Source organism: Kocuria sp. BT304 (genome assembly GCF_003290245.1).
Classification (GTDB): domain Bacteria; phylum Actinomycetota; class Actinomycetes; order Actinomycetales; family Micrococcaceae; genus Kocuria; species Kocuria rhizophila_A.
Window position 1 is genome coordinate 2,017,832 of the sequence record NZ_CP030039.1, and the last position, 18,440, is coordinate 2,036,271.

An 18,440-nucleotide genomic window follows, 5' to 3' on the forward strand; every position below is an offset into this window, starting at 1 on the left:
CCCTTCTCGTTTCTATCAACGACGCAGGCGAGACAGCCCACGCGCTCCCTGGCTGATCCCACGGGCAGGAGCCGACATCGACTGGCCCAGCGCCCGGTCCGTGCCACCGATCGAGCTCACCGCGGTGAAGCTCACCAGCTGCACGGCCACGAACGGCATGGCGATCGCCAACACCAGGCCGGCCACACCGGCGGCGAACTGCATCCCGGACTGGGCGTAGTTGAACACCGTGGAGCTGAGCACGATCAGCCCCGCGGCCAGGGGTTTGGCCATCAGCAGCCCGACCATGATCTTCATCCAGGACCCGAACCAGGACTTCGTGACCTCCAGGGACATGGACATCACCGCCCACCCCGCCAAGGAGGCCAGGATGATGATCCCCAGGGCGCGCAGCGACATCACGAACGCGAGGATGATGGACAGGAACCAGATCACTCCCATCAGCAGCATCGGGACCAGCAGCGCCCAGCCGCCCTCCTTCTGCATGACCCCGTCCCACATGAAGTAGTTCTCCTGCAGTCCGGTGAGCTTGCCGTCGGTGACCTTGATCCCGAAGATCCGCATGAACACGGACGCGTTCTGATCCCCGCCCTGCTTGATGATGAACCCGGCCGCCTCATCCGAGGCTTTGCTCGCCATCTCCGCGAACCAGACCATCACGTAGGTCGCCGGCACCCCGAGGAACGCCCCGGCCGCGGCGCGGGCGACCCCGAGCCCGGAGCCGCGCCACACGCTGAGCACGACCTGCAGGAAGACCATCATCACGAGGATCGGGGCGAGTACGACCATCCACGTGTTCAGCATCCCCGGGTTTGAGGGGGTCCCCACGACCGCAGCCCACCACGACTCGTTGACGTCGGAGGCGCTGAACGCGTCCTCCAGCCACTGGTTGGCCTGCGTCGCGAACTTCTGGATCGCGGTGAACCAGGTATCGCCCGAGTCACCGAACCAGTCTCCGAATCCAGCCATGAGGACCCTCCCTCCGCTCGTGTAGGTCTTAGTTCTGGGGGATCAGCGGAAGGCCGGCGCCCCACGAGATCAGACCAGCCAGCGAGCCCAGCAGCGCGGCCGAGATCACCGTGAGCAGCAGACCCCACAGGCCCTTGGAGAACGCCTGCTCGGACTTCGAGAGCTTGCCGAAGGCCAGGAATCCGATGCTGATCACGCCGCCGACGAACAGGATCACCACGACGGTGGCCCCGATCATGCCCGCCACCGAACGCAGCGAGCCCAGCCACGGGGCGGAGTAGTCGAAGTTCACCCCCGGATCGACCTTCTCCGCGCCGATCTGCACGGCCTGGTTGCTCAGCATCAGGGCCTTGGTGGATGCGTAGGTAGCGATGGAACTCATGGTGTTCTCCTTCGAGATTCGTGGTGCGAAATGGATGAAGTAGTGATCGGTGGCCGCCGCGGGCCTAGAACTCGCGGGCGTCCTGGTCCCCACAGGCGGCCTTGTCGTAGCCGTCGGGGGTGACCCACTTGTGCTCGGTGGTCTTGCGCTTACCGGCCCGCTCGGACTCGGTGTACTGCTTGTAGGAGAGCTTCACCTGGTAGCACGGGTCCGGGTCCTCGGTGCAGGTCCCGTCGTTTTCCATATGCGGCTTGAAGTCGATGACGACGTTGGAGGGGCTCACCTCACCGGTCTGGGAGAAATCCACGCGACCGATGGCGAAGCCGCCATCTTCCAGCTTCGCTTTCGTATCCGCCCCCACCACGGACTCGACCTTGCCCACGTCGTCCGCGGTCTTGAATGTGTAGGGCTTGCAGTCGTTGTTCATCGCGTACGCCGGACGGGCCACCGCCTGCTCCGGCTTCGCCGCGATCTTGTACAGGTGCGTACCCGACCAGGTCACCGCACCGGAGGCCGAGCCCAGGACCATGGCACCGGCCACGATGAGCGCGAACTCCCGCGGCTCCCAGATCCGGTCCAGGAACTTCCAGCCGAGCTTTCCGAACACGATGCCGGCCGAGTAGACCGCAGCCACCACGAACACCGCCACCGCCGCAGCGACCCCGACCGTTCCGGCCAAGGTCCCGAGGCTGGGAATCAGCTCGGATGATGTCTCCGCCAAGACCATCCTCACCACCACTCCTCTCATCAACTAGGGACAGGAGCTGCACTGCGACTCCTGGACCGTATTGACTCCCCCACCCACCGCACGCAAGTCACCCGGCACGAAAAGTGGCCAGGTGTTTCATTTGAAACACCTGGCCACTGTTCCCATACCTGGGATATGGTATTTAGTACACCGTCACCAACCGGAAGGCCCTCTCATGGGAGCCGCACTCGCACTCATCGCAGCCCTGTTCATCGCTTTCGTCGGTGCCATCGTCTTCGGGCTGCGGCTGCTGCGCTTCTTCCTGACCACCAAGGCCGGGTGGGTGTCCATGGGGATCCTGCTCATCGCCGGACTGATCTACATGGCCACCCACGAGCCCATCTGGAACAAGTACCTCTGAGCACCACACCCCCGCACTAGCCCCGCAGCCGGCATCACGAGCCGTAGGCCGCGCGCGGATTCTGCGGCTCCACATGGTCCAGCTGCAGGGCGGAATCCAGCGTCTCGCGGAAGACCCGCACCGTGAACGGGCCCTTGTCCGTGGAGACCTTCACCACCAGCAGCTGCGGGTTGCCGCTGGCCTCGGAGGAGATCACCTCACCGACCGTGCTCACCGCGCTGTAGGACGGGTTGTACGCCTGGTGGGCCTTCTTGAACGACGTCGTGGAGATCGGGTCAACGGCTGCGTGCCACGCCTTCTTCTCGGTCTTGGCCGTGAACTTCTTCAGCGCCTCCACCGCGAACTCCTCCCCCTGGCGCACTTCCGCAGCATCCCAGCCGGGGTAGACGTCCTTCGGTGTGGCCACCGAACGTCCCTGCTTGGCCGCCGCGTCCTCGTCCCGGGTCTGGGGACCACCGAACGAGCCGTACCGGGAGTCCTTCTGAGCACTCTCCTCCGGCACCGGCGACGCCGTCGCAGACGGGGTCCCCGAGGCCACCGACGCGTTGGCCGGCAGCTCTGGACGCTCGTTCGCATCCCTCTCACTGCCGCCGGACCGGACCAGCAGCGTGATACCGATGGCCAGCACCAACCCCACCACGACCACCAGCGCAACCGCGGCGATGATCCACCCGCGCGTGAACATGTTCTGCCTCATGGTTTCCCCTACTTCTACTTCGTCGCCTTGTTCTTCTTCTGATCATCCGGGATGTGCAGGTACCAGGAGACACCGGAGACCGGCAGCTCACGCGTGCCGTACCCGGAGGGCACCAGCGCGTTGTACTCCTCGATCACGACCTTGTCGCCCTTGACCTCCTTCACCACAGCGATGTGCCCGTACACCTCGTCCGCGCCCGAGGCACCAGGGGCGAAGTTCGCCATCGCCCCGACCTCCGGGGTGTGATCCACCGGCCACCCGCGGGCACGCCACCCCTCAGCCCACTGGCCGCCGTCGCCCAGACGGGGCGGGAAATCGGTGTTGGTCACCACTGTCTTCTTCGCATCCCCACCGAGCTGCTGGTTCAACCGCCACCACGCGAAGTCCGTGCACTGGCCGTAGAAGAAACCGGACTCGGCGTGCACACCCACGCTCTGACCCCGCCAGGGGTAGTCGTCGTTGCCCGAGGTCTTGCCCCCGGAGTAGGAACCACCGGTACCGCACGCATCATCGGCCGATTCCTCGGACTTCTTGTCCGCATCCTTGTCCTTGGCGGGCTTGTCCTCACCGATGCCCTCAGCCTCGTAGGACTTCGCGAGCTCGTTGATCTTCGCGACGTAGTTGCGGGTCTCCTCGAAGTCCGGCACCCCGCCAGCGGCCTGCACCGCACCGGGCCCAGCGTTGTAGGCCGCGAACACGAGATCCGACTCACTGGTCTTGGAGGACTTCGCGATCGGGGCGACCTCCTTGCGCAGATCCCGCAGGTACTCCCCCTGAGCGCGGATCGAGGCGATCGGGTCCGTGACCGGCTTGCCGTGGCTGTACGACGCCCACGTGTCCGGCATGAACTGCGCCAACCCTCCTGCGCCGACGGGCGATGTCGCGTTCGGGTTCCACTGCGACTCGGTGTCCAGCTGCGCGGCCATCGTTGAGGACGGCAGCTGGGCGACCTTGGAGGCGCTGATGATCTCCTTCTCCCACTCCGGCTTCGGGACCTTGCCCTTGGCTACCGGCTCTCCCCCACCACTGGTACCCGGGGCCGCGCACGGATTCGCAGCGGTCTCGTTCTGGTCTCCCGGGGAGCCACCGAGCACGAGCACCCCGACCACCAGGCCCAGCACCAGCAGCAGCACGGACCCGGCCATCAGCACCGGCCCCGCGACCTTCAGCAGCAGCGCACGCAGCCCCCACTTGCCTGCCTCACGAACAACACCCATGACCTACCACCGCCCCCGGCTCACGCCGCGCAGCAGCCCGGTACGGACCCGCCCGCGGCCGCAGGCACCACAACCGCCGCGGCGGCTGGGCCCGTGGGGTCCACCACGGAGGCGCTGGGCCCCTGGCGAGCGAAGAAGAGGAACACCAGCAGCATCCAGACCACGATCACACCCACCGCGATCGCTCCGATCACCGCGGTGCGCGCCCGCGACCCGTCGGCCCACGACACGGCCTGGTCGAAGAAGTCACGCGCCGAGCCGCGGACCCGCTGGCCCAGCCGCGGGGCGTCGGGCTCGTCCTGGGGGCTTTGATCATCTGTGCCGAAACGTCTCATACCAGCCATTGCTCTGCCTCCCGCCCCCGCGTCAGTCCCCGGCCACCGCGCCGGTGCGGATCACCGACAGCGCCACCGAGAGCAACCGCTGAGTCCTCGCCAGCCCGTGACGGCAGTACGTCACCGACCAGCCCGTGGCCTCAGCCAGCGCGGTAGCCGTCACGCACTCGAACCCGCCGCAGGCCACTACCGCCTTGACCATCGCGGTGATCCACTGCCGGTGCTCGGCATCTGCGGCCGGCAGGCACCCCAGAAGGTCCCGGGTCGTCACCGGCTCCTGAGCCCGGCCCTCGTTGGCCCGCGCCCAGTGTTCGCTCAGCGCCTTGTCGATCACCTGAGCCAGATCCAGGATGTTGCGGTGAGAGTCCCGCAGCGCCTCCTGACGGACTTCCAGCCCGCGCGCGGCCGCCGGCACGTCCCCGTCGTAGTCCAGGACCAGATGCATCGAGCGTTCCAGCAGCACGGGAACCTCCCCAACGACCTGGCGCAGCACCACCATCACGCGGGAGACCCGCCGGATCGCGTCCAGCTGCTCCATCACCACCAACCCCGGATCATCACCGATCACGTCGAAGGGGGTCACCGCGCCCGACGCCGCAGCGGCCTCCACCGCGCTGGCCGTCTTGACCTGGTACGCCTCACCGGACATGTGCCGCAGCGCCTGCTTCCGGGCCACACCCTTGATCCAGTGCGCGAACGTGCCCTTCTCGGGGTCGAAGGACCCCAGCGAGGAGTTCGCCGCGATCCAGGTCTTCTGCAGCACGTCATCAACGTCCTGCACGCACCCGCCGGCGGCCAGAGTGTGCACGATCAGCCCACGAGTGGCCTTCCACGCCTGGGTCATCTCCTCGGACCAACCCACCGTTGCCTGTGCCATCACCGATCACCTGCCCAACGCGAACCGCGAGCCCGCAACGCAGCGTCTTCATGAGCCCGCTCGGTGGTCTCCTGACGCTCCCGGCGACGCTCCTCACGCCACGCCTCGATGTCGAAGGTCTCCGCTTCTTCGGCCGCTGCCTGGTCCCCGGTGCTCGTGCCCGTGAGCGTGTCAGCCCGGCACCCCGGGCACGTCACCGCGGCCATGTGCTGGATGTGGTGCACCGGGCACACCACCAGCCGCTTGGCCTCGGCCTCCTCGGCCGCGGCCACCGACTCGCGCATCTCGTCCTCGATCTGCGCCCACGCAGCATCCGAGACCGGCGGGACCGTCCCGACGCCCCCGTGCTCGGCCTTGGCCTGGACCAATGCGGCGGCCTCCTCGAGCAGCTCCTCGGCCGCGCCAGGCTGACGCAGCGCCCGGATCATCAACCCCAGCGGGGACAGCACCGGCCCCGACGCTCGGGCGAAGACCAGGTCGATGACCTCGCTCAGCGTCGGATCATCCACTCCGGCGAGGACTCCCGACTGACCGCCGAGCTTGGACCGCAGCAGCCCCAGCGGAACGCCCTGGTACGACATCGCCGGAGCGGTCACCGTGGCCTGCTCGGGCTGGGCGTCCACGGAAGGAAAATCGTCATCCGATCCGATCCCATCCGATCCGACGCCCCCGGCGTCGATCCGATCCGAGGATTGGATGGGATTGGATGGGACAAGACGCGCGCGTGTTCCTCTTAAGGCACCCGAGAAATTTTGACGTGATTCTGCCGGTTCAAACGACGCATTTCTGCCGGTAAGGCTGCCCTTACCGGCAGAAATTGCCGGTTCGGCCTGACTAGGGGAAACGTAGTTATCCACAGGGTTACCGGCAGATTCTGCCGGTTGGTCCTGACTAGGGGAAACGCTCTCGCCGAGCTCCTCCGGCTCAACGCTCATCGGCACCCCGTAACGCCTCCGGTTCTGCTCCCGTTCACGCTGCTCTTCGGCAGCACCAGGGAATGCCCCGCGGTTGCCCTGCACGTGGTCGTGGAGCACGATGACGTCCGTCTGACGTCCCCCGCGCATCCACGGGGCCGAGCGCCGCTCACGGTGCAGGAGGTTGCGTTCTTCCAGGACCTTCAGGTGATCCCGGACGGTTCGCTCACCCATCTCGCACATCCAGGCGAGCTTCACCTGCCCGACGTAGGCCACGCCGTCCGAGGTGGCCTCGTCCGCCAGGGTGTAGAGCACGATCTTGGTACCAGGCTTCAGCCCAAACTGTGTGCGAGCCCAGCTCATCATCTGAACCGACATGACTTACTTCTCTCCCTCGAAAATCTCGGGCCGCTCGTCGCGCAGCACGTTCAAGCGGTTGCGCCCAGTGCGGTCGGACTTGCCCAAAAACGCCCCTGCCGTAGCCCCCGTCAGGGACTCCCCGGCCGCGATCTGCCCGCGTACCCACGCGATGAACCCGTCAGGGTCCTCGTCCTCGGCCTCCGAGGACTGCGGGGCCTCTGCGGGCTCCTGGGACGCTTCCTGCACCGGTTCCGGAGCCGGAGCCACGGGCTGCGCCGTGGGCTCGGGGGTCGGCTCCATGACGGCGGCAGGACGTTCCTCGACCGCCTCTGCGGTCTCCGGCTCGGCAGCCGGGGCCTCTTCTGCGGTCTCCGGGGCGGGCTCCTCGAAGGGCTCCGCCTCCGGTGTCTGCGGCGTGGTCTCCGGTTCGGTTACCACCGGGTCCAGCTGCGCCCGCTGCGGCGCAAGAGGCGCCGCCACCGGCTCAGGAACCGCGACAGCGGGCGTGAGCTCCTCCGCCGTCACGGCCTCCTCCTGCGGCATGTACTGCAGCGCCGTGTCCGTGGCGAACGCGAGCCGGCTGACCTGCTCCGTGGCCGCGAACACTGCCAGCGGAGCCATCGACGCGATGCCCGCCCCGATCCAGGACTGCACCGCGGTCTCGCCCTCACCCTTGGCCAGGGCGTGGGCAGCGTTGGCGACCACGGACACCACCGTGAACACCCCCAGCGTCAACCAGGTTGGCCACGTCGCCTCACCGCGCGCGCGGTGGATCACCGCGGCCATCGAGTAGGCCAGGATCGCGATGTCGATGAACACCGGCACCGCCCAGCGCATCCACCACGGCAGCCCCACCCACGCGGCCACGTCGTGCAGCCCGTTGAACGAGACCATGAAGCTGGTCAGCCCGAGGATGGCCACAGCACCGACCGTGAACCACAGGGTCTTCAAGGAGTCCGGGTTGATCCGTCGTCCCGCTGCTGGTGAGGGCCTGGTTCGTGTCACGCGTGATCGCCTCTGCTTGGTAGGCTCGTCCACGACGAAGCCAGCTTTTTCTAGGTTTGTGCTCGTCAGGGGGGCCGTCTGTGAATCGCCGTTCGGGGCGGCCCCTTCTTCATGCCTGGATGTCTCAGCCATCGGCTTCACCACCCAGACGCTCCGCGACCCGGTCCAGGGTCACCGCCGCCACCTGCAGGTGCCGGGCCACGACGTCGTGTTCCGGCAGCCGCTCCGGGCACAGCCGCAGCCGTTCCAACAGCCCCGCCAGCACCAGCAGCGACTTCGTGACCGTGTCCACCAGCTCCGGGGACTGCACCTCGACCGGGAACCCCTCGTGCTCGTTCACGACCTCCAGGGAGGCCTTCACCGCCTCGTAGGCACTGGAGACCTGAGCCCGCGCCGCGACCAGCCCGAAGTCCTCGGGCCGCGGAGTGTCCGCGCCGCCGGTCTCTTTTTCCATCCCCGGCAGCGACGGCGCCGCGCCACCGGTCCGCGCGGGCTTGGGCACGAACGGCGTCACGCCCACTTCCTCTGCCGGCAGGTCCAGCAGCTCCTCCGGCAGCTCCACGTCCGTGGCCGCGGCCTTCCGCGCCGGCGTGGGCCGATACGCCTTCCCGTCCAGGCCCACGACCTCGTGCGGGCCATCCTCGGGATCATCGCCGCGCGACTCCTTCAGAGCACGGCTGATCGTCGCCGGTGACAGCGTCGTGGCCGCGCTGATCGCTCGGATGCTCATACCAGCCCCGCGCATCGAGGTCAGCGTGTCCGACCGGGTCTCCAACGGCGGGCGCAAGGACAGGTCCGAGAACTCCCCCGCCACGTACTCATCCCACGTGCGGTACGACAGCGACTCCCACGCCCTGCCCTGCCACGCCAGCACAATGAGCTCCTGCGCGTGGTTCAGACCCGTGCGGATCTGCTTCGTCAGCACCTCAGCCTGAGCCCGAGTCAGCGGCCCTTCCTGAGCGGTGAACGAGTTCACCTCGACAACGTCTGCTTCCAGAACCTCCCGCTGCGCGCTCATCACTGGGCCTTCCTCTCGGGAACCTCGACCAGGGAGCTGTAGCTCACCCCGAGTGCGTCTGCGAGGTTTTGCAGCTCGGCCACCGTGAAGGACGTTCTGCCGTTCACCCGGTGCCCGAATGCCACGCGACTCATCCCCAAGGCTTCAGCCGCCCGAGTCTGGCTCCACCCCTCCCGTCCCAGGGCGCCCTTGACGTTCTTCGCTACTTCCAATGCTGTGTCCATGCACTGAATGCAACCACACCCGTGCATTGAGTTCAATATTCTGAGCTGTTCGTGCGTCACGTGAAGCGAGTTGATTGCAACTGGCGCTGCTGCTGCGGTAATTTCGATGCATTCAGACGACACGCTGCTTGCGATCAAGGCATGGAGGAACCATGGCACGGGGCCAGAAGAGGGGCACTACCGAGGTGGAGCTCTACGCCACAAACGAGATCAAGGCATGGATGGCCCGCCGAGGGGTGAGTCAGCAGGAGCTCGCGGAAGCGATCGGCTACCACCCGTCGGCAATCTCTCTCCGGCTGAAGGGAAAGACAGCCTTCACGCTGCGAGATCTCGCGCAGATCGCGGCGTTCCTGGACGTGAACCTCATGCAGCTGCTGGGCCCGGTGGGCACAGCAGAGCTGGTTCGCACCGAAGAGGACACGGAAAAGGCCCCCTCCCCTTCCGGGGAGGAGGCCTCCGTGGTGGCTCCCCCGACTGGACTCGAACCAGTAACCCTTCGATTAACAGTCGAATGCTCTGCCAATTGAGCTACGGGGGAATGCGCACGTTGCCGCGCAACGAGACGATACTCTACCTCCCGTCGCAGGCTTCCTCAACTTGTCTCGCCACTGACCGGGCAGCGCCGCACCCGCCTGCCCCGCGGAAGGAAAGCTTGCGCCTCACACCCCCATGAGGCTGCGCCGCTGCAGCTCCAGGTCCAGCAGCTCGCGGTTGAGCTGCTGGTACAGGTCCGGCTCGCGCTGGGCGTTGAGCCGGTTGAGGTGCGCGAGCTTGTCGGACTTCTCCCGGTTGATGTGCATCTCCACGAGAGAGGTGATGACCCCCACCGCGTAGTTGCGCATCTGCTGCTCGGTGGCGGCGGGCAGCGGCGTGACAGACAGCTGCGCCAGGTAGCCGTGCAACGGCTCGGGCAGGTGGTTGCGCACGGACTCCAGCCACACGCGTCCGCCCTGGACGCCCTCTCCCAGGTCCGCGCGGGCACCCACCACGGCGTCGTGCATGACCTGGTGCACCCGGTACGTCATACCGGCGGAGTCGAAGTGCGCCCAGTAGGGCAGCGGCACCAGATCCGGGACCTGCAGCACCACTTCCAGCGCCTCACGCTCCATGCGGGACACGGGCTCCCGGGGGTCGGGCAGTTCCACGGAGCGCGGCTCCTCAGGAGAATCGTCGCGAGCGCCGGACGTTGCTCTCGGGGCGCGCTGGTCCTGGCCCCCGCGCGAGGGCCCCTGGGCCTGCTGAGGCCCGCGAGCGCCGTCGTACCCGGAGTTGGAGCGCCCTGAGCTGGACGCCACCGGGCCGGAGGGCCCCGAGCCAGCAGGTCCCGAACCGCCGCGCTGCGCGGACTTCGCCGCCGCGCTCACCGCGCGCATCACCTCGTCCGTCTCGATCCCGAGCCACCCCGAGAGCTCCCGCGCATAGGCGGGGCGCAGGGAGGGGTCGCGGATCTGCGCGACGATGGGCGCGCACGCCCGCATGGCGCGCAGCCGCCCCTCGAGGCTGTTGACGTCGTACTCCTTGATGGTGGCCCGCAGCGCGAACTCGAACAGCGGGGTGCGGGTCTCCACGAGGTCCCGCACGGCCACGTCCCCGCGGGCCAGGCGGAGGTCGCACGGGTCCATGCCGTTCGGCTCCACGGCCACGTAGGTCTGGGCCACGAAGCGCTGGTCCTCCTGGAAGGCGCGCAGCGCGGCCTTCTGCCCGGCGGCGTCGCCGTCGAACGTGAAGACCACCTCGCCGCCGGCGGAGTCGTCGGAGAGGAAGCGGCGCACGATCTTGATGTGCTCCGGGCCGAACGCCGTGCCGCACGTGGCCACCGCCGTGGCGACCCCGGCGAGGTGGCACGCCATGACGTCCGTGTAACCCTCCACCACCACCACCTGCTTGGTCTTGGCGATGGGCCGCTTGGCCAGGTCGATCCCGTAGAGCACCTGGGACTTCTTGTAGAGCTGCGTCTCGGGGGTGTTGAGGTACTTGGGGCCCTGGTCGTCCTCGTAGAGCTTGCGTGCCCCGAAGCCGATCACCTCCCCCGCCACCGCGCGGATGGGCCAGATGAGCCGGCCACGGAAGCGGTCGTAGAGTCCCCGGTTGCCCTCCGAGAACATGCCCGTGAGCTTGAGCTCCTGCTCCGTGAACCCCTGGTTGCGCAAGTGGTTCAACAGGTGGGACCAGCCCTGCGGTGCGTAGCCCACCCCGTAGGTGCGGGCGGCGTCCTGGTCGAAGCCCCGCTCCCCCAGGAACTTCTGGGCGGCCGCGGCCTGGCGGGTGTAGAGGTTGCGCTGGAAGAACTCTGCGGCCACCTTGTGGGCGTCCAGCAGACGCTGGCGGCGGCCCACCTCCTCGCGGTTGGGTGCGCCGCCCTGCTCGTAGTGCAGCTCGTAGCCGATGCGCGCGGCCAGCCGCTCCACGGTCTCCGTGAACGGGGTGTGGTCCATCTCCATGAGGAACGCGATGACGTCCCCGGACTCGTCGCAGCCGAAGCAGTGGTACGTGCCCATCTGGGGGCGCACGTGGAAGGACGGCGAGCGCTCGTCGTGGAACGGGCACAGCCCCTTGTAGGAGCCGATCCCCGCGGGCTTGAGCGTCACGTACTGCTCGACGACCTCGCGGATGTCCGTGCGCGCGCGAACCTCGTCGATGTCTTCACGCTTGATCAGTCCGGCCACTGGGCCAGTGTAGGCACCCCGTCAAACCAGGAACGACGCCGCCCGGGCAGGTGTGCAGGGCGTCCCGCACGGTGCGTGGAGGACGCCCTGCCGCGGACGGGCACCAGTGGGACGACGACGCCGCGCGGGACCCCCGGCGCGGCCACCGTCCGCGTGGTCACTGTCTGCGCCCCATCCGGGCCCGGACAAGCCCAGGCCCGCCCGCTCACCAGAGCGGCTTGTCCCCCGTGCGCCAGTTGGTGCCGCGAATCCTGTCGTGCAGTGCCACGGCCGAGTGGTCCGTGAGGCACGCGATCTGGTCCACCACGAGCCGCAGCCGCGCGGCCTCCGTGCCCGGTCCGTCCGCCACGGCGCGCCAGTCCGCGGCGAACTCCGGGGAGAGGAACCGGCCGTCGGTCTCCATGAGGGCCTCCACCAGGATGGTGAGGATCTCGTGCTGGTTCTCGTACAGGGGCATGGCGTCCCGCACGGTCATCACGAACGCGGTGGCGATGCCCTTGAGGACCCCGATCTCCAGCTCGGTCTCCCGCGGCACCACGAGGGACGCCCGGTACCGGGTGAGCCGGTCCTCCCCGGCGACCTCCCGGGTGGCCTCCACCGCGGACATTGCGAAGCGTCCGATGAGCTGGCTGGTCATGTTCTTGAGCCGCGCGAGGTCCCCGCGGGTGCCGTCCATGCGCGGCACCCAGGCCGCGGTGGCCTCGAGACGGCGCAGGGCGGCGTCGAGCTCCTCGTCCGTGGCGTCCGGGAGGTACCAGCCGCGCGTGCACTCGATGACCCGCCCGCGCTGGGTGGGCTCGGCCAGCAGGTCCAGCTGCAGGGCGTGGGCGGCCACGGCGTCCTCCACGTCGTGCACGCTGTAGGAGATGTCGTCCGCGAGGTCCATGACCTGCGCCTCCAGGCACTTGCGGCCCTCCACCGCGCCCTCGCGGAACCACTCGAACACGGGGAGGTCGTCCTCGTACGCGCCGAACTTCCGGTTGGGCCGCCCGTCCGCCCGGGGCGGGGCGTCCGCGGCGGACCACGGGTACTTGCACGTGGCGTCCAGCGTGGCGCGCGTGAGGTTCAGCCCCGCGGGCTCCCCCGAGGGCGTCACGAGCTTGGGCTCCAGCCGCACGAGCAGCCGCAGGGTCTGGGCGTTGCCCTCGAAGCCCCCGATCCCCCGGGTCAGCTGCGCGAGCACGGTCTCCCCGTTGTGCCCGAACGGCGGGTGGCCGAGGTCGTGGGACAGGCACGCGGCGTCGACCACGTCCGGGTCGCAGCCCAGCGCCTTGCCGAGCTCCCGCCCGATCTGCGCGACCTCCAGCGAGTGGGTGAGGCGGTTGCGCACGAAGTCGTCCGTCTGCGGGGCGACCACCTGCGTCTTGGCCGCGAGCCGGCGCAGCGCGGAGCTGTGCAGCACGCGCGCGCGGTCCCGCTCGAAGTGGCTGCGGTGGCGGTTGTGGTGGTCCTCGGTGACGTAGCGCTCGGTGTCCGAGGGCTCGTAGCCGGGGGCCAGGATGCCCAGGCGGTCGGGGGTGTGCATGGCGCTCAGCCTCCCGAGACGTCGAGTTCGGCGTCCACGAGACCCAGCCGTTCGGCGTCGCCCAGGATCCGCGAGGACAGCCAGGCGTCCGGCAGGTGCGGCTTCTTGGGCGAGCCCGCGCGCCCGCGGGGCCCCTCCACGTCCGCACCGGGGTAGGGGGCGTCCAGGTCCAGCTGGTCCAGCAGCTCTCGCAGCGCGGCGAGGTCCGGGACCTGCGCCATCTTCGCGCGCAGCTCACCGCCCACGGGGTAGCCCTTGAAGTACCAGGACACGTGCTTGCGGATCTCGCGGCAGCCCTTGGCCTCGTCCCCGAACTCCTCGGTGAGCAGCTCCGCGTGGCGGTAGACGGTGTCCGCGACCTTGCGCACGCCCGGCCGGAAACGGCGCGGGCTGCCCTCGAACGCGGCCTGCAGGTCCCCGAACAGCCACGGGCGGCCCTGGCAGCCGCGGCCCACGACGACGCCGTCCACGCCCGTGTGCTCGACCATCCGCACCGCGTCCTCGGCGGAGAAGATGTCCCCGTTGCCGAGCACGGGAATGTCCGGCAGGGCCTCGCGCAACCGAGCAATGGCATCCCAGTTCGCGGTGCCCGAGTAGTGCTGCTCCAGGGTGCGCCCGTGCAGGGCGACGGCGGCCACGCCCTCGTCCCGGGCCATGCGTCCGGCGTCCAGGTAGGTCTGGTGCTCGTCGTCGATGCCGATGCGCATCTTCACCGTCACGGGAATGTCCCCGGCCTCGCGCACCGCGGTGCTCACGATTGCGCGGAACAGATCCGTCTTCCACGGCAGGGCGGAACCGCCGCCGCGCTTGGTGACCTTGGGCACGGGGCAGCCGAAGTTGAGGTCGATGTGGTCCGCGCGGTCCTCCTGCGCGACCATCCGCACGGCTTTGCCCACGTTCACGGCGTCCACGCCGTAGATCTGGATGGAGCGCGGCGTCTCGTCCGGGTCGTGGTGGATGATCCGCAGGGACTCCGGCCGCCGCTCCACCAGGGCACGTGCGGTGACCATCTCGGTCACGTACAGGCCCCCGCCGTACTCGCGGCACAGCTTGCGGAAGGACTTGTTGGTCACCCCGGCCATGGGTGCCAGCACTACGGGGACGTCGATGGTCAACGGTCCTAGGTGCAGCGGCTTCAGGTTCAGCACGGCCGGTTCACGGTCCGCGGTCTCAGTCGTCTCGGTGCTCATCGCCTGCCATTGTCTCACTTGCGCGCAACGGGCCGTCCCCCGGGCTGCCCCTCCCCCACCCGGACACAACGACGCCGCCCCGGAACCCGTGCGCGGCCGCGCACCACCGGACCACGCACCCCGGGCGACACCGCCCGCGCCGAGCGTCGTCGTCCTGCCCGGTGCCCTCTCAGGCGGGAGCATTGGGTCCGGTTCCGGAGGCGGCGATCTGCTCCAGGCGCACCGCGAGTTTGAACGCCCGCACCTGCTCGTCCCGGCGGCCCAGGGTCTTGCAGGCCGCCCCGAGCTCCCGCAGGCAGGCCACCCACTCGTCCGTGTGGGCCTCCGGATCGGGCAGGGCAGAGTACAGGTTCGAGGCGTTCTGCAGGGCGTGGGCGGCGTCGGCCCACGCCATCCGGTCCGCGGCGAGCGCCGCGAGCCCACGCCAGCACAGAATCTGCCCGGCCACGTCCCGGCGGGTCTCGCAGCCGCTGAGCACCGCCTCGTAGTGCTCCTCCGCCACACGACGCCGCCCGGCCGCCTGCGCCGCGGTGGCCAGGTGGGAGGTCCAGCGCAGGTCTTCGTGGGTGACGAACCCGGTGCCGCTCGCGTGGGCCGGCCGGTCGGGGTCCACCCCGGCCACCTCGGCGCCCTCCTGAAACACGCGGTAGGCATCCCACGGGCGCCCGAGTCCGAGCAGCACGTCCCCGAGCTCCTCCAGGCAGCGCACCCGCCCCCGCACGGAACGCGCGGAGCGTTCCGCCCGCCGGTACTGCACGGCACCGATCCGGTAGTGGTGCTCAGCCTCGGCCAGGTTCCCCGCGTCCCGCTCCAGGTCACCGAGCGACGACGCCGCGTCACCCGCCGCGCACCACGCGTCACCCAGGCGGGCGGTGCGAAGGGCCTCCTCGAGCAGCGTCCGGGCCTCGACGAGGTCCCCGCGCTCACGGGCGGCGGCGGCGCGTTTGAGCCGGCGGGCGGAGGTGCGGGCTGCGAACATGCTGGGCTCCCGGAGGTGGTGCTAGCGAATCCGGCGCCCGGCCGACGACGGGTTCAGGGTCAGGAACAGAGGGTCGCGGAAGCCGTGGTCCGAGAACGCCGAGCACACGGAGGCGGCCAGCTCGTCCAGCTCGTCCTCCCGGGCCAGGGCGATCACCGAGCCACCGAAGCCGCCGCCCACCACCTTCGCCCCCAGGGCGCCGGCGTCGAGGCACGCGGTCACGGCGGCGTCGAGCTCCGGAACCGTGACCTGGCAGTCCAGACGCATGGACTCGTGGCCCGCCACGAGCAGCCGGCCCACGAGGTCCCAGTCCGGAGCCGCGGTGGAGAGCTGGTCCGCGATGCGCACCGAACGGACCATCTCGGTCAGGGAGTGCCGCAGCCGCAGGCGCATGCCCTCCGGATCGGCGTCGGTGTTGGCTCCGGCGCGCAGCAGGGTGTCGAAGCGCTCGAGGACCGCGGCGGCGTCGTCGTCCGTGGGGTGGGCGGGCAGGGCGTCCCGCAGCCGGGGGACGCCCAGGACCGCCGCGGCGGCCTCGCACTGCTCGCGCCGGGAGCTGTACTGACCGTCCGCGAGGCGGTGCGGGGCGCGGGTGTCCACGGCGAGCCACGTGAGACCGGCGGCGGAGGGATCGGCGGGCAGGTGGGCGGCGTCGAAGTCCCGGCAGTCCAGGGCGAGGGTCTCCCCCGCGTGCGAGCGCAGGGATGCGGTCTGGTCCAGCCCGCCCGTGTTGGCCCCCACGATGTGGTTCTCGGCGTCCATGCACGCGCGGGCCAGGGCGCGGCGCAGGCGGTCGTCCGGGGCGTCGTCGCCCGTGGACAGGGAGAACAGTGCGAGCGCGACCGAGCACTCCAGCGCGGCGGAGGAGGCCAGCCCGGCGCCGATGGGCACGGTGGAGTCCACCATGAGGTCCGCACCGACGTCCGGGGCCAGGGCGAGCTCGGGGACCGCGACGGGGTGGTCCGAGCGGCCCGAGGCCACCCGCTGCATGCCCCACGCGACCCCGGCGGCGTAGCCGAACCAGCCGCCGATGCTCCCGGGGGCGATGTCCGCTACCGGGGTGGTGCGCAGCCGGTGGTCCGCCACGGACTCGTCCGCGTCCTGCAGGGACAGCGCCCGCAGCACGCCGTCCGTGCGCGGTGCGGCGGCGGTGAGCGTCACGTACTGGTGGGCGAAGGGCAGGCACATCCCGCCCGAGTAGTCGATGTACTCCCCCATGAGGTTGGCCCGTCCCGGCGCGGCCCACACACCCACCGGCGCGCGGCCGTAGGCCCGCTCGAAGCGCTCGCTCAGTAGCTCGGCGCGCGCGAGGACGTCCGGCTGCGGCACCCACTGCGGGCACCCGGCTTCCTCCGGCGGGGCGACGACGGCGGGTTCACAGGACACGGACGGTTCCTCACATGGTCGGGTGGTGCGGTGGCGACACGCCATTGTCCCCTACGCGGCGCGGAAGTGCTCCTCGAGCTCCTCCAGGGTGCGGTCCTTGGTCTCCGGGGCCACCCGGTGCACCCACACGAGGGCCACGAGCTGCAGGGCCACGAAGATCAGCACGGTGTACCCCACGCCCAGGGCGTCGGTGAGCAGCGGGAAGGTCAGCCCCACCACGAAGGTCACCATCCACAGCAACCACGCGCACGCGCCCATTCCCACCCCGCGCACGGACAGCGGGAAGATCTCGGACATGTACAGCCACGTGACGGTCCCGATGCAGCACTGCTCGAAGCCCACGAACACCACGATGCACGCGAGCACCGCCCACGGCCGGGCCGCACTCTCCCCGGGGACCAGCAGGTAGCACAGCGCGAACGCGGTGAGGGAGGTGATGGTCCCCGCCAGGCCGGTGAGCAGCAGCGGACGCCGGCCCACGTGCTTGAGCAGCACCATCGCGAGTCCCACGGCGGCCACGCCCACGAACCCGGGGATGATGTTGGCGTAGAACGCCCCGTTGCCGCCGAAGCCCGAGTCCTGCAGCACGGTCACGCCGTAGTACTGGATGGCGTTGATCCCGGAGATCTGGTTGATCACGGCCATGGCCGCACCGATCCCGAAGATGCCGCGGATCCACGGCACGCGCACGAGGTCAAGCACACCCGCCGCGGGGCGGTCCGCGTCCTGAGCGGCGAGCTCCCGCACGCCCTCGGCCTCGTCCGCGGTGTAGGCGTGCTGCCGGATGCGCTGCAGCACCCGCGTCATCTCGTCGAAGCGACCGCGGCGGGCCAGCCAGCGCGGGGACTCCGGCACCACGGTCATCCCCACCCACAGCACCAGCGCGGGCACCGTGGCGAGCACGAGCATGTAGCGCCACACGTGCGGAACGTGGCCGAACGCCGTCGCCAGCCCCGCGTTGAACACGAACGCGAGCGCCTGCCCGCCCACGATCATCAGCTCGTTCTGGGCGACCACGCGCCCGCGCAGGTGGGCCGGGGCGAGCTCCGCGAGGAACACGGGCACGGTCACCGAGGACGCTCCCACGGCGAGTCCCAGCACGGCACGGAACGCCACGAGCACGCCCACGGACGGCGCGCCCGCGCAGCCGACGGTCGCCACCACGAACACCACGGCGAGCACCATGAGCAGGCGGCGCCGCCCGAACCGGTCCGCGAGTCGCCCACCGAACGCGGCGCCCCACGCCGCGCCGAACGGCAGGATCGAGGCCACGAGCCCCTCCAGGAACGGCGTGAGCTGCATGTCCGTGACCAGGGAGGGCAGCGCGCCGTTGATCACGCCGGTGTCGTAGCCGAACAGCAGCCCGCCGAACGTGGCCACGGTGGCGATCAGCCGCAGCCGCCCGCTCAGGGGCTGGGCCTCGGGCGCACCAGTGGGGTGCGGGTCGTGCGGTGCGGCGGCGTCGCCGAAGGGGCTGGCTGCGGAGGGGCCGGGTGCGGTGGGTCCGGTGTGCTGCGAGGAGTGCGTCTGGGAAGCGGGCATCGAGGTCCTTTCGTCCGTGAACGTCTTATCACGGTCCTCACCGCG

18 protein-coding genes, 1 tRNA gene and 1 pseudogene are annotated in these 18,440 nt (G+C 69.6%); 2 read left to right on the forward strand and 18 right to left on the reverse strand.

Translation table 11 applies throughout. The annotated features are described in order from the left end of the window. Nucleotides 1-15: 15 nt before the first annotated feature. From DNL27_RS08940 to DNL27_RS08950, 3 genes are all read right to left on the reverse strand, one after another. Nucleotides 16-969 carry a hypothetical protein gene (locus DNL27_RS08940; protein ID WP_112235326.1) on the reverse strand — a complete coding sequence of 318 codons (954 nt, stop codon included), beginning with the start codon at nucleotides 967-969 and terminating at the stop codon, nucleotides 16-18. Between the two features lie 28 nt (nucleotides 970-997). Further along, nucleotides 998-1,351, reverse strand: coding sequence for a hypothetical protein (locus DNL27_RS08945; RefSeq protein ID WP_112235327.1), 354 nt, complete (start codon nucleotides 1,349-1,351; stop codon nucleotides 998-1,000). Between the two features lie 64 nt (nucleotides 1,352-1,415). Next, nucleotides 1,416-2,072, reverse strand: coding sequence for a hypothetical protein (locus DNL27_RS08950; protein WP_162627119.1), 657 nt, complete (start codon nucleotides 2,070-2,072; stop codon nucleotides 1,416-1,418). 202 nt (nucleotides 2,073-2,274) lie between these two features. Between DNL27_RS08950 and DNL27_RS08955 the strand changes: the two genes are divergently transcribed. Further along, nucleotides 2,275-2,460 (forward strand): hypothetical protein, encoded by a 186-nt coding sequence (locus DNL27_RS08955; RefSeq protein WP_112235329.1) that lies wholly within the window; start codon nucleotides 2,275-2,277, stop codon nucleotides 2,458-2,460. A 34-nt stretch (nucleotides 2,461-2,494) separates the two neighbouring features. Here the strand turns inward: DNL27_RS08955 and DNL27_RS08960 are convergent, their stop codons facing one another. From DNL27_RS08960 to DNL27_RS12470, 8 genes are all read right to left on the reverse strand, one after another. Next, the gene (locus tag DNL27_RS08960; protein ID WP_162627120.1) at nucleotides 2,495-3,157 is read right to left on the reverse strand and encodes a hypothetical protein; all 663 of its coding nucleotides are present in this window, start codon (nucleotides 3,155-3,157) and stop codon (nucleotides 2,495-2,497) included. A gap of 14 nt (nucleotides 3,158-3,171) precedes the next feature. Continuing rightward, the gene (locus DNL27_RS08965) at nucleotides 3,172-4,374 is read right to left on the reverse strand and encodes a CHAP domain-containing protein (RefSeq protein ID WP_112235331.1); all 1,203 of its coding nucleotides are present in this window, start codon (nucleotides 4,372-4,374) and stop codon (nucleotides 3,172-3,174) included. Between the two features lie 20 nt (nucleotides 4,375-4,394). Then, entirely contained in the window at nucleotides 4,395-4,718 is a 324-nt protein-coding gene (locus tag DNL27_RS08970) for a hypothetical protein (RefSeq protein ID WP_112235332.1), read from the reverse strand. Nucleotides 4,719-4,740: 22 nt separating this feature from the next. Continuing rightward, the gene (locus DNL27_RS08975) at nucleotides 4,741-5,586 is read right to left on the reverse strand and encodes a sigma factor (protein ID WP_112235333.1); all 846 of its coding nucleotides are present in this window, start codon (nucleotides 5,584-5,586) and stop codon (nucleotides 4,741-4,743) included. Further along, nucleotides 5,586-6,878, reverse strand: a complete 1,293-nt coding sequence (locus tag DNL27_RS12165; protein WP_162627121.1) for a helix-turn-helix domain-containing protein — start codon at nucleotides 6,876-6,878, stop codon at nucleotides 5,586-5,588. Before DNL27_RS12165 ends, DNL27_RS08975 begins: the two co-directional genes overlap by 1 nt. Nucleotides 6,879-6,881: 3 nt before the next feature. Next, nucleotides 6,882-7,865: a DUF2637 domain-containing protein gene (locus tag DNL27_RS08985; RefSeq protein WP_162627122.1), complete on the reverse strand. Its 984-nt coding sequence runs from the start codon at nucleotides 7,863-7,865 to the stop codon at nucleotides 6,882-6,884. A gap of 124 nt (nucleotides 7,866-7,989) precedes the next feature. Then, nucleotides 7,990-8,883 carry a hypothetical protein gene (locus tag DNL27_RS08990; protein ID WP_162627123.1) on the reverse strand — a complete coding sequence of 298 codons (894 nt, stop codon included), beginning with the start codon at nucleotides 8,881-8,883 and terminating at the stop codon, nucleotides 7,990-7,992. Then, nucleotides 8,883-9,017 (reverse strand): hypothetical protein, encoded by a 135-nt coding sequence (locus DNL27_RS12470; RefSeq protein ID WP_234448690.1) that lies wholly within the window; start codon nucleotides 9,015-9,017, stop codon nucleotides 8,883-8,885. The genes DNL27_RS08990 and DNL27_RS12470 overlap by 1 nt, the downstream gene beginning before the upstream one ends. 311 nt (nucleotides 9,018-9,328) lie before the next feature. Here DNL27_RS12470 and DNL27_RS12635 point away from each other — a divergent pair. After that, nucleotides 9,329-9,427: pseudogene (locus DNL27_RS12635) on the forward strand (helix-turn-helix domain-containing protein); the annotation flags it as partial. A gap of 142 nt (nucleotides 9,428-9,569) precedes the next feature. On the opposite strand, the gene DNL27_RS09005 reads toward DNL27_RS12635, so the two are convergent. The 7 genes from DNL27_RS09005 to DNL27_RS09035 form a co-directional block, all read right to left on the reverse strand. After that, a tRNA-Asn gene (locus DNL27_RS09005) sits at nucleotides 9,570-9,645 on the reverse strand. A gap of 121 nt (nucleotides 9,646-9,766) precedes the next feature. Then, nucleotides 9,767-11,773 (reverse strand): DNA primase, encoded by a 2,007-nt coding sequence (gene dnaG, locus DNL27_RS09010; protein ID WP_112235338.1) that lies wholly within the window; start codon nucleotides 11,771-11,773, stop codon nucleotides 9,767-9,769. A 205-nt stretch (nucleotides 11,774-11,978) separates the two neighbouring features. After that, nucleotides 11,979-13,298 (reverse strand): deoxyguanosinetriphosphate triphosphohydrolase, encoded by a 1,320-nt coding sequence (locus DNL27_RS09015; RefSeq protein ID WP_112235339.1) that lies wholly within the window; start codon nucleotides 13,296-13,298, stop codon nucleotides 11,979-11,981. Nucleotides 13,299-13,303: 5 nt separating this feature from the next. Next, nucleotides 13,304-14,488 (reverse strand): tRNA dihydrouridine synthase DusB, encoded by a 1,185-nt coding sequence (dusB, locus tag DNL27_RS09020; RefSeq protein ID WP_112235340.1) that lies wholly within the window; start codon nucleotides 14,486-14,488, stop codon nucleotides 13,304-13,306. A gap of 169 nt (nucleotides 14,489-14,657) precedes the next feature. Then, nucleotides 14,658-15,467 (reverse strand): hypothetical protein, encoded by an 810-nt coding sequence (locus DNL27_RS09025; protein WP_112235341.1) that lies wholly within the window; start codon nucleotides 15,465-15,467, stop codon nucleotides 14,658-14,660. Between the two features lie 21 nt (nucleotides 15,468-15,488). Next, nucleotides 15,489-16,853 carry a galactokinase family protein gene (locus DNL27_RS09030; RefSeq protein ID WP_112235342.1) on the reverse strand — a complete coding sequence of 455 codons (1,365 nt, stop codon included), beginning with the start codon at nucleotides 16,851-16,853 and terminating at the stop codon, nucleotides 15,489-15,491. 51 nt (nucleotides 16,854-16,904) lie between these two features. Then, nucleotides 16,905-18,395: a sugar porter family MFS transporter gene (locus DNL27_RS09035; protein WP_112235343.1), complete on the reverse strand. Its 1,491-nt coding sequence runs from the start codon at nucleotides 18,393-18,395 to the stop codon at nucleotides 16,905-16,907. Nucleotides 18,396-18,440 lie beyond the last annotated feature (45 nt).

Coding starts and splice junctions, on each gene's coding strand:
- DNL27_RS08965 (WP_112235331.1), bottom strand. CDS start 4,374: ATGGGTGTTGTTCGTGAGGCAGGCAAGTGGGGGCTGCGTGCGCTGCTG.
- DNL27_RS08955 (WP_112235329.1), top strand. CDS start 2,275: ATGGGAGCCGCACTCGCACTCATCGCAGCCCTGTTCATCGCTTTCGTC.
- DNL27_RS12470 (WP_234448690.1), bottom strand. CDS start 9,017: ATGAGTCGCGTGGCATTCGGGCACCGGGTGAACGGCAGAACGTCCTTC.
- DNL27_RS09025 (WP_112235341.1), bottom strand. CDS start 15,467: ATGTTCGCAGCCCGCACCTCCGCCCGCCGGCTCAAACGCGCCGCCGCC.
- DNL27_RS08945 (WP_112235327.1), bottom strand. CDS start 1,351: ATGAGTTCCATCGCTACCTACGCATCCACCAAGGCCCTGATGCTGAGC.
- DNL27_RS08970 (WP_112235332.1), bottom strand. CDS start 4,718: ATGGCTGGTATGAGACGTTTCGGCACAGATGATCAAAGCCCCCAGGAC.
- DNL27_RS12165 (WP_162627121.1), bottom strand. CDS start 6,878: ATGTCGGTTCAGATGATGAGCTGGGCTCGCACACAGTTTGGGCTGAAG.
- DNL27_RS09015 (WP_112235339.1), bottom strand. CDS start 13,298: ATGCACACCCCCGACCGCCTGGGCATCCTGGCCCCCGGCTACGAGCCC.
- DNL27_RS08940 (WP_112235326.1), bottom strand. CDS start 969: ATGGCTGGATTCGGAGACTGGTTCGGTGACTCGGGCGATACCTGGTTC.
- DNL27_RS08990 (WP_162627123.1), bottom strand. CDS start 8,883: ATGAGCGCGCAGCGGGAGGTTCTGGAAGCAGACGTTGTCGAGGTGAAC.
- DNL27_RS08975 (WP_112235333.1), bottom strand. CDS start 5,586: ATGGCACAGGCAACGGTGGGTTGGTCCGAGGAGATGACCCAGGCGTGG.
- DNL27_RS08960 (WP_162627120.1), bottom strand. CDS start 3,157: ATGAGGCAGAACATGTTCACGCGCGGGTGGATCATCGCCGCGGTTGCG.
- DNL27_RS09035 (WP_112235343.1), bottom strand. CDS start 18,395: ATGCCCGCTTCCCAGACGCACTCCTCGCAGCACACCGGACCCACCGCA.
- dusB (WP_112235340.1), bottom strand. CDS start 14,488: ATGAGCACCGAGACGACTGAGACCGCGGACCGTGAACCGGCCGTGCTG.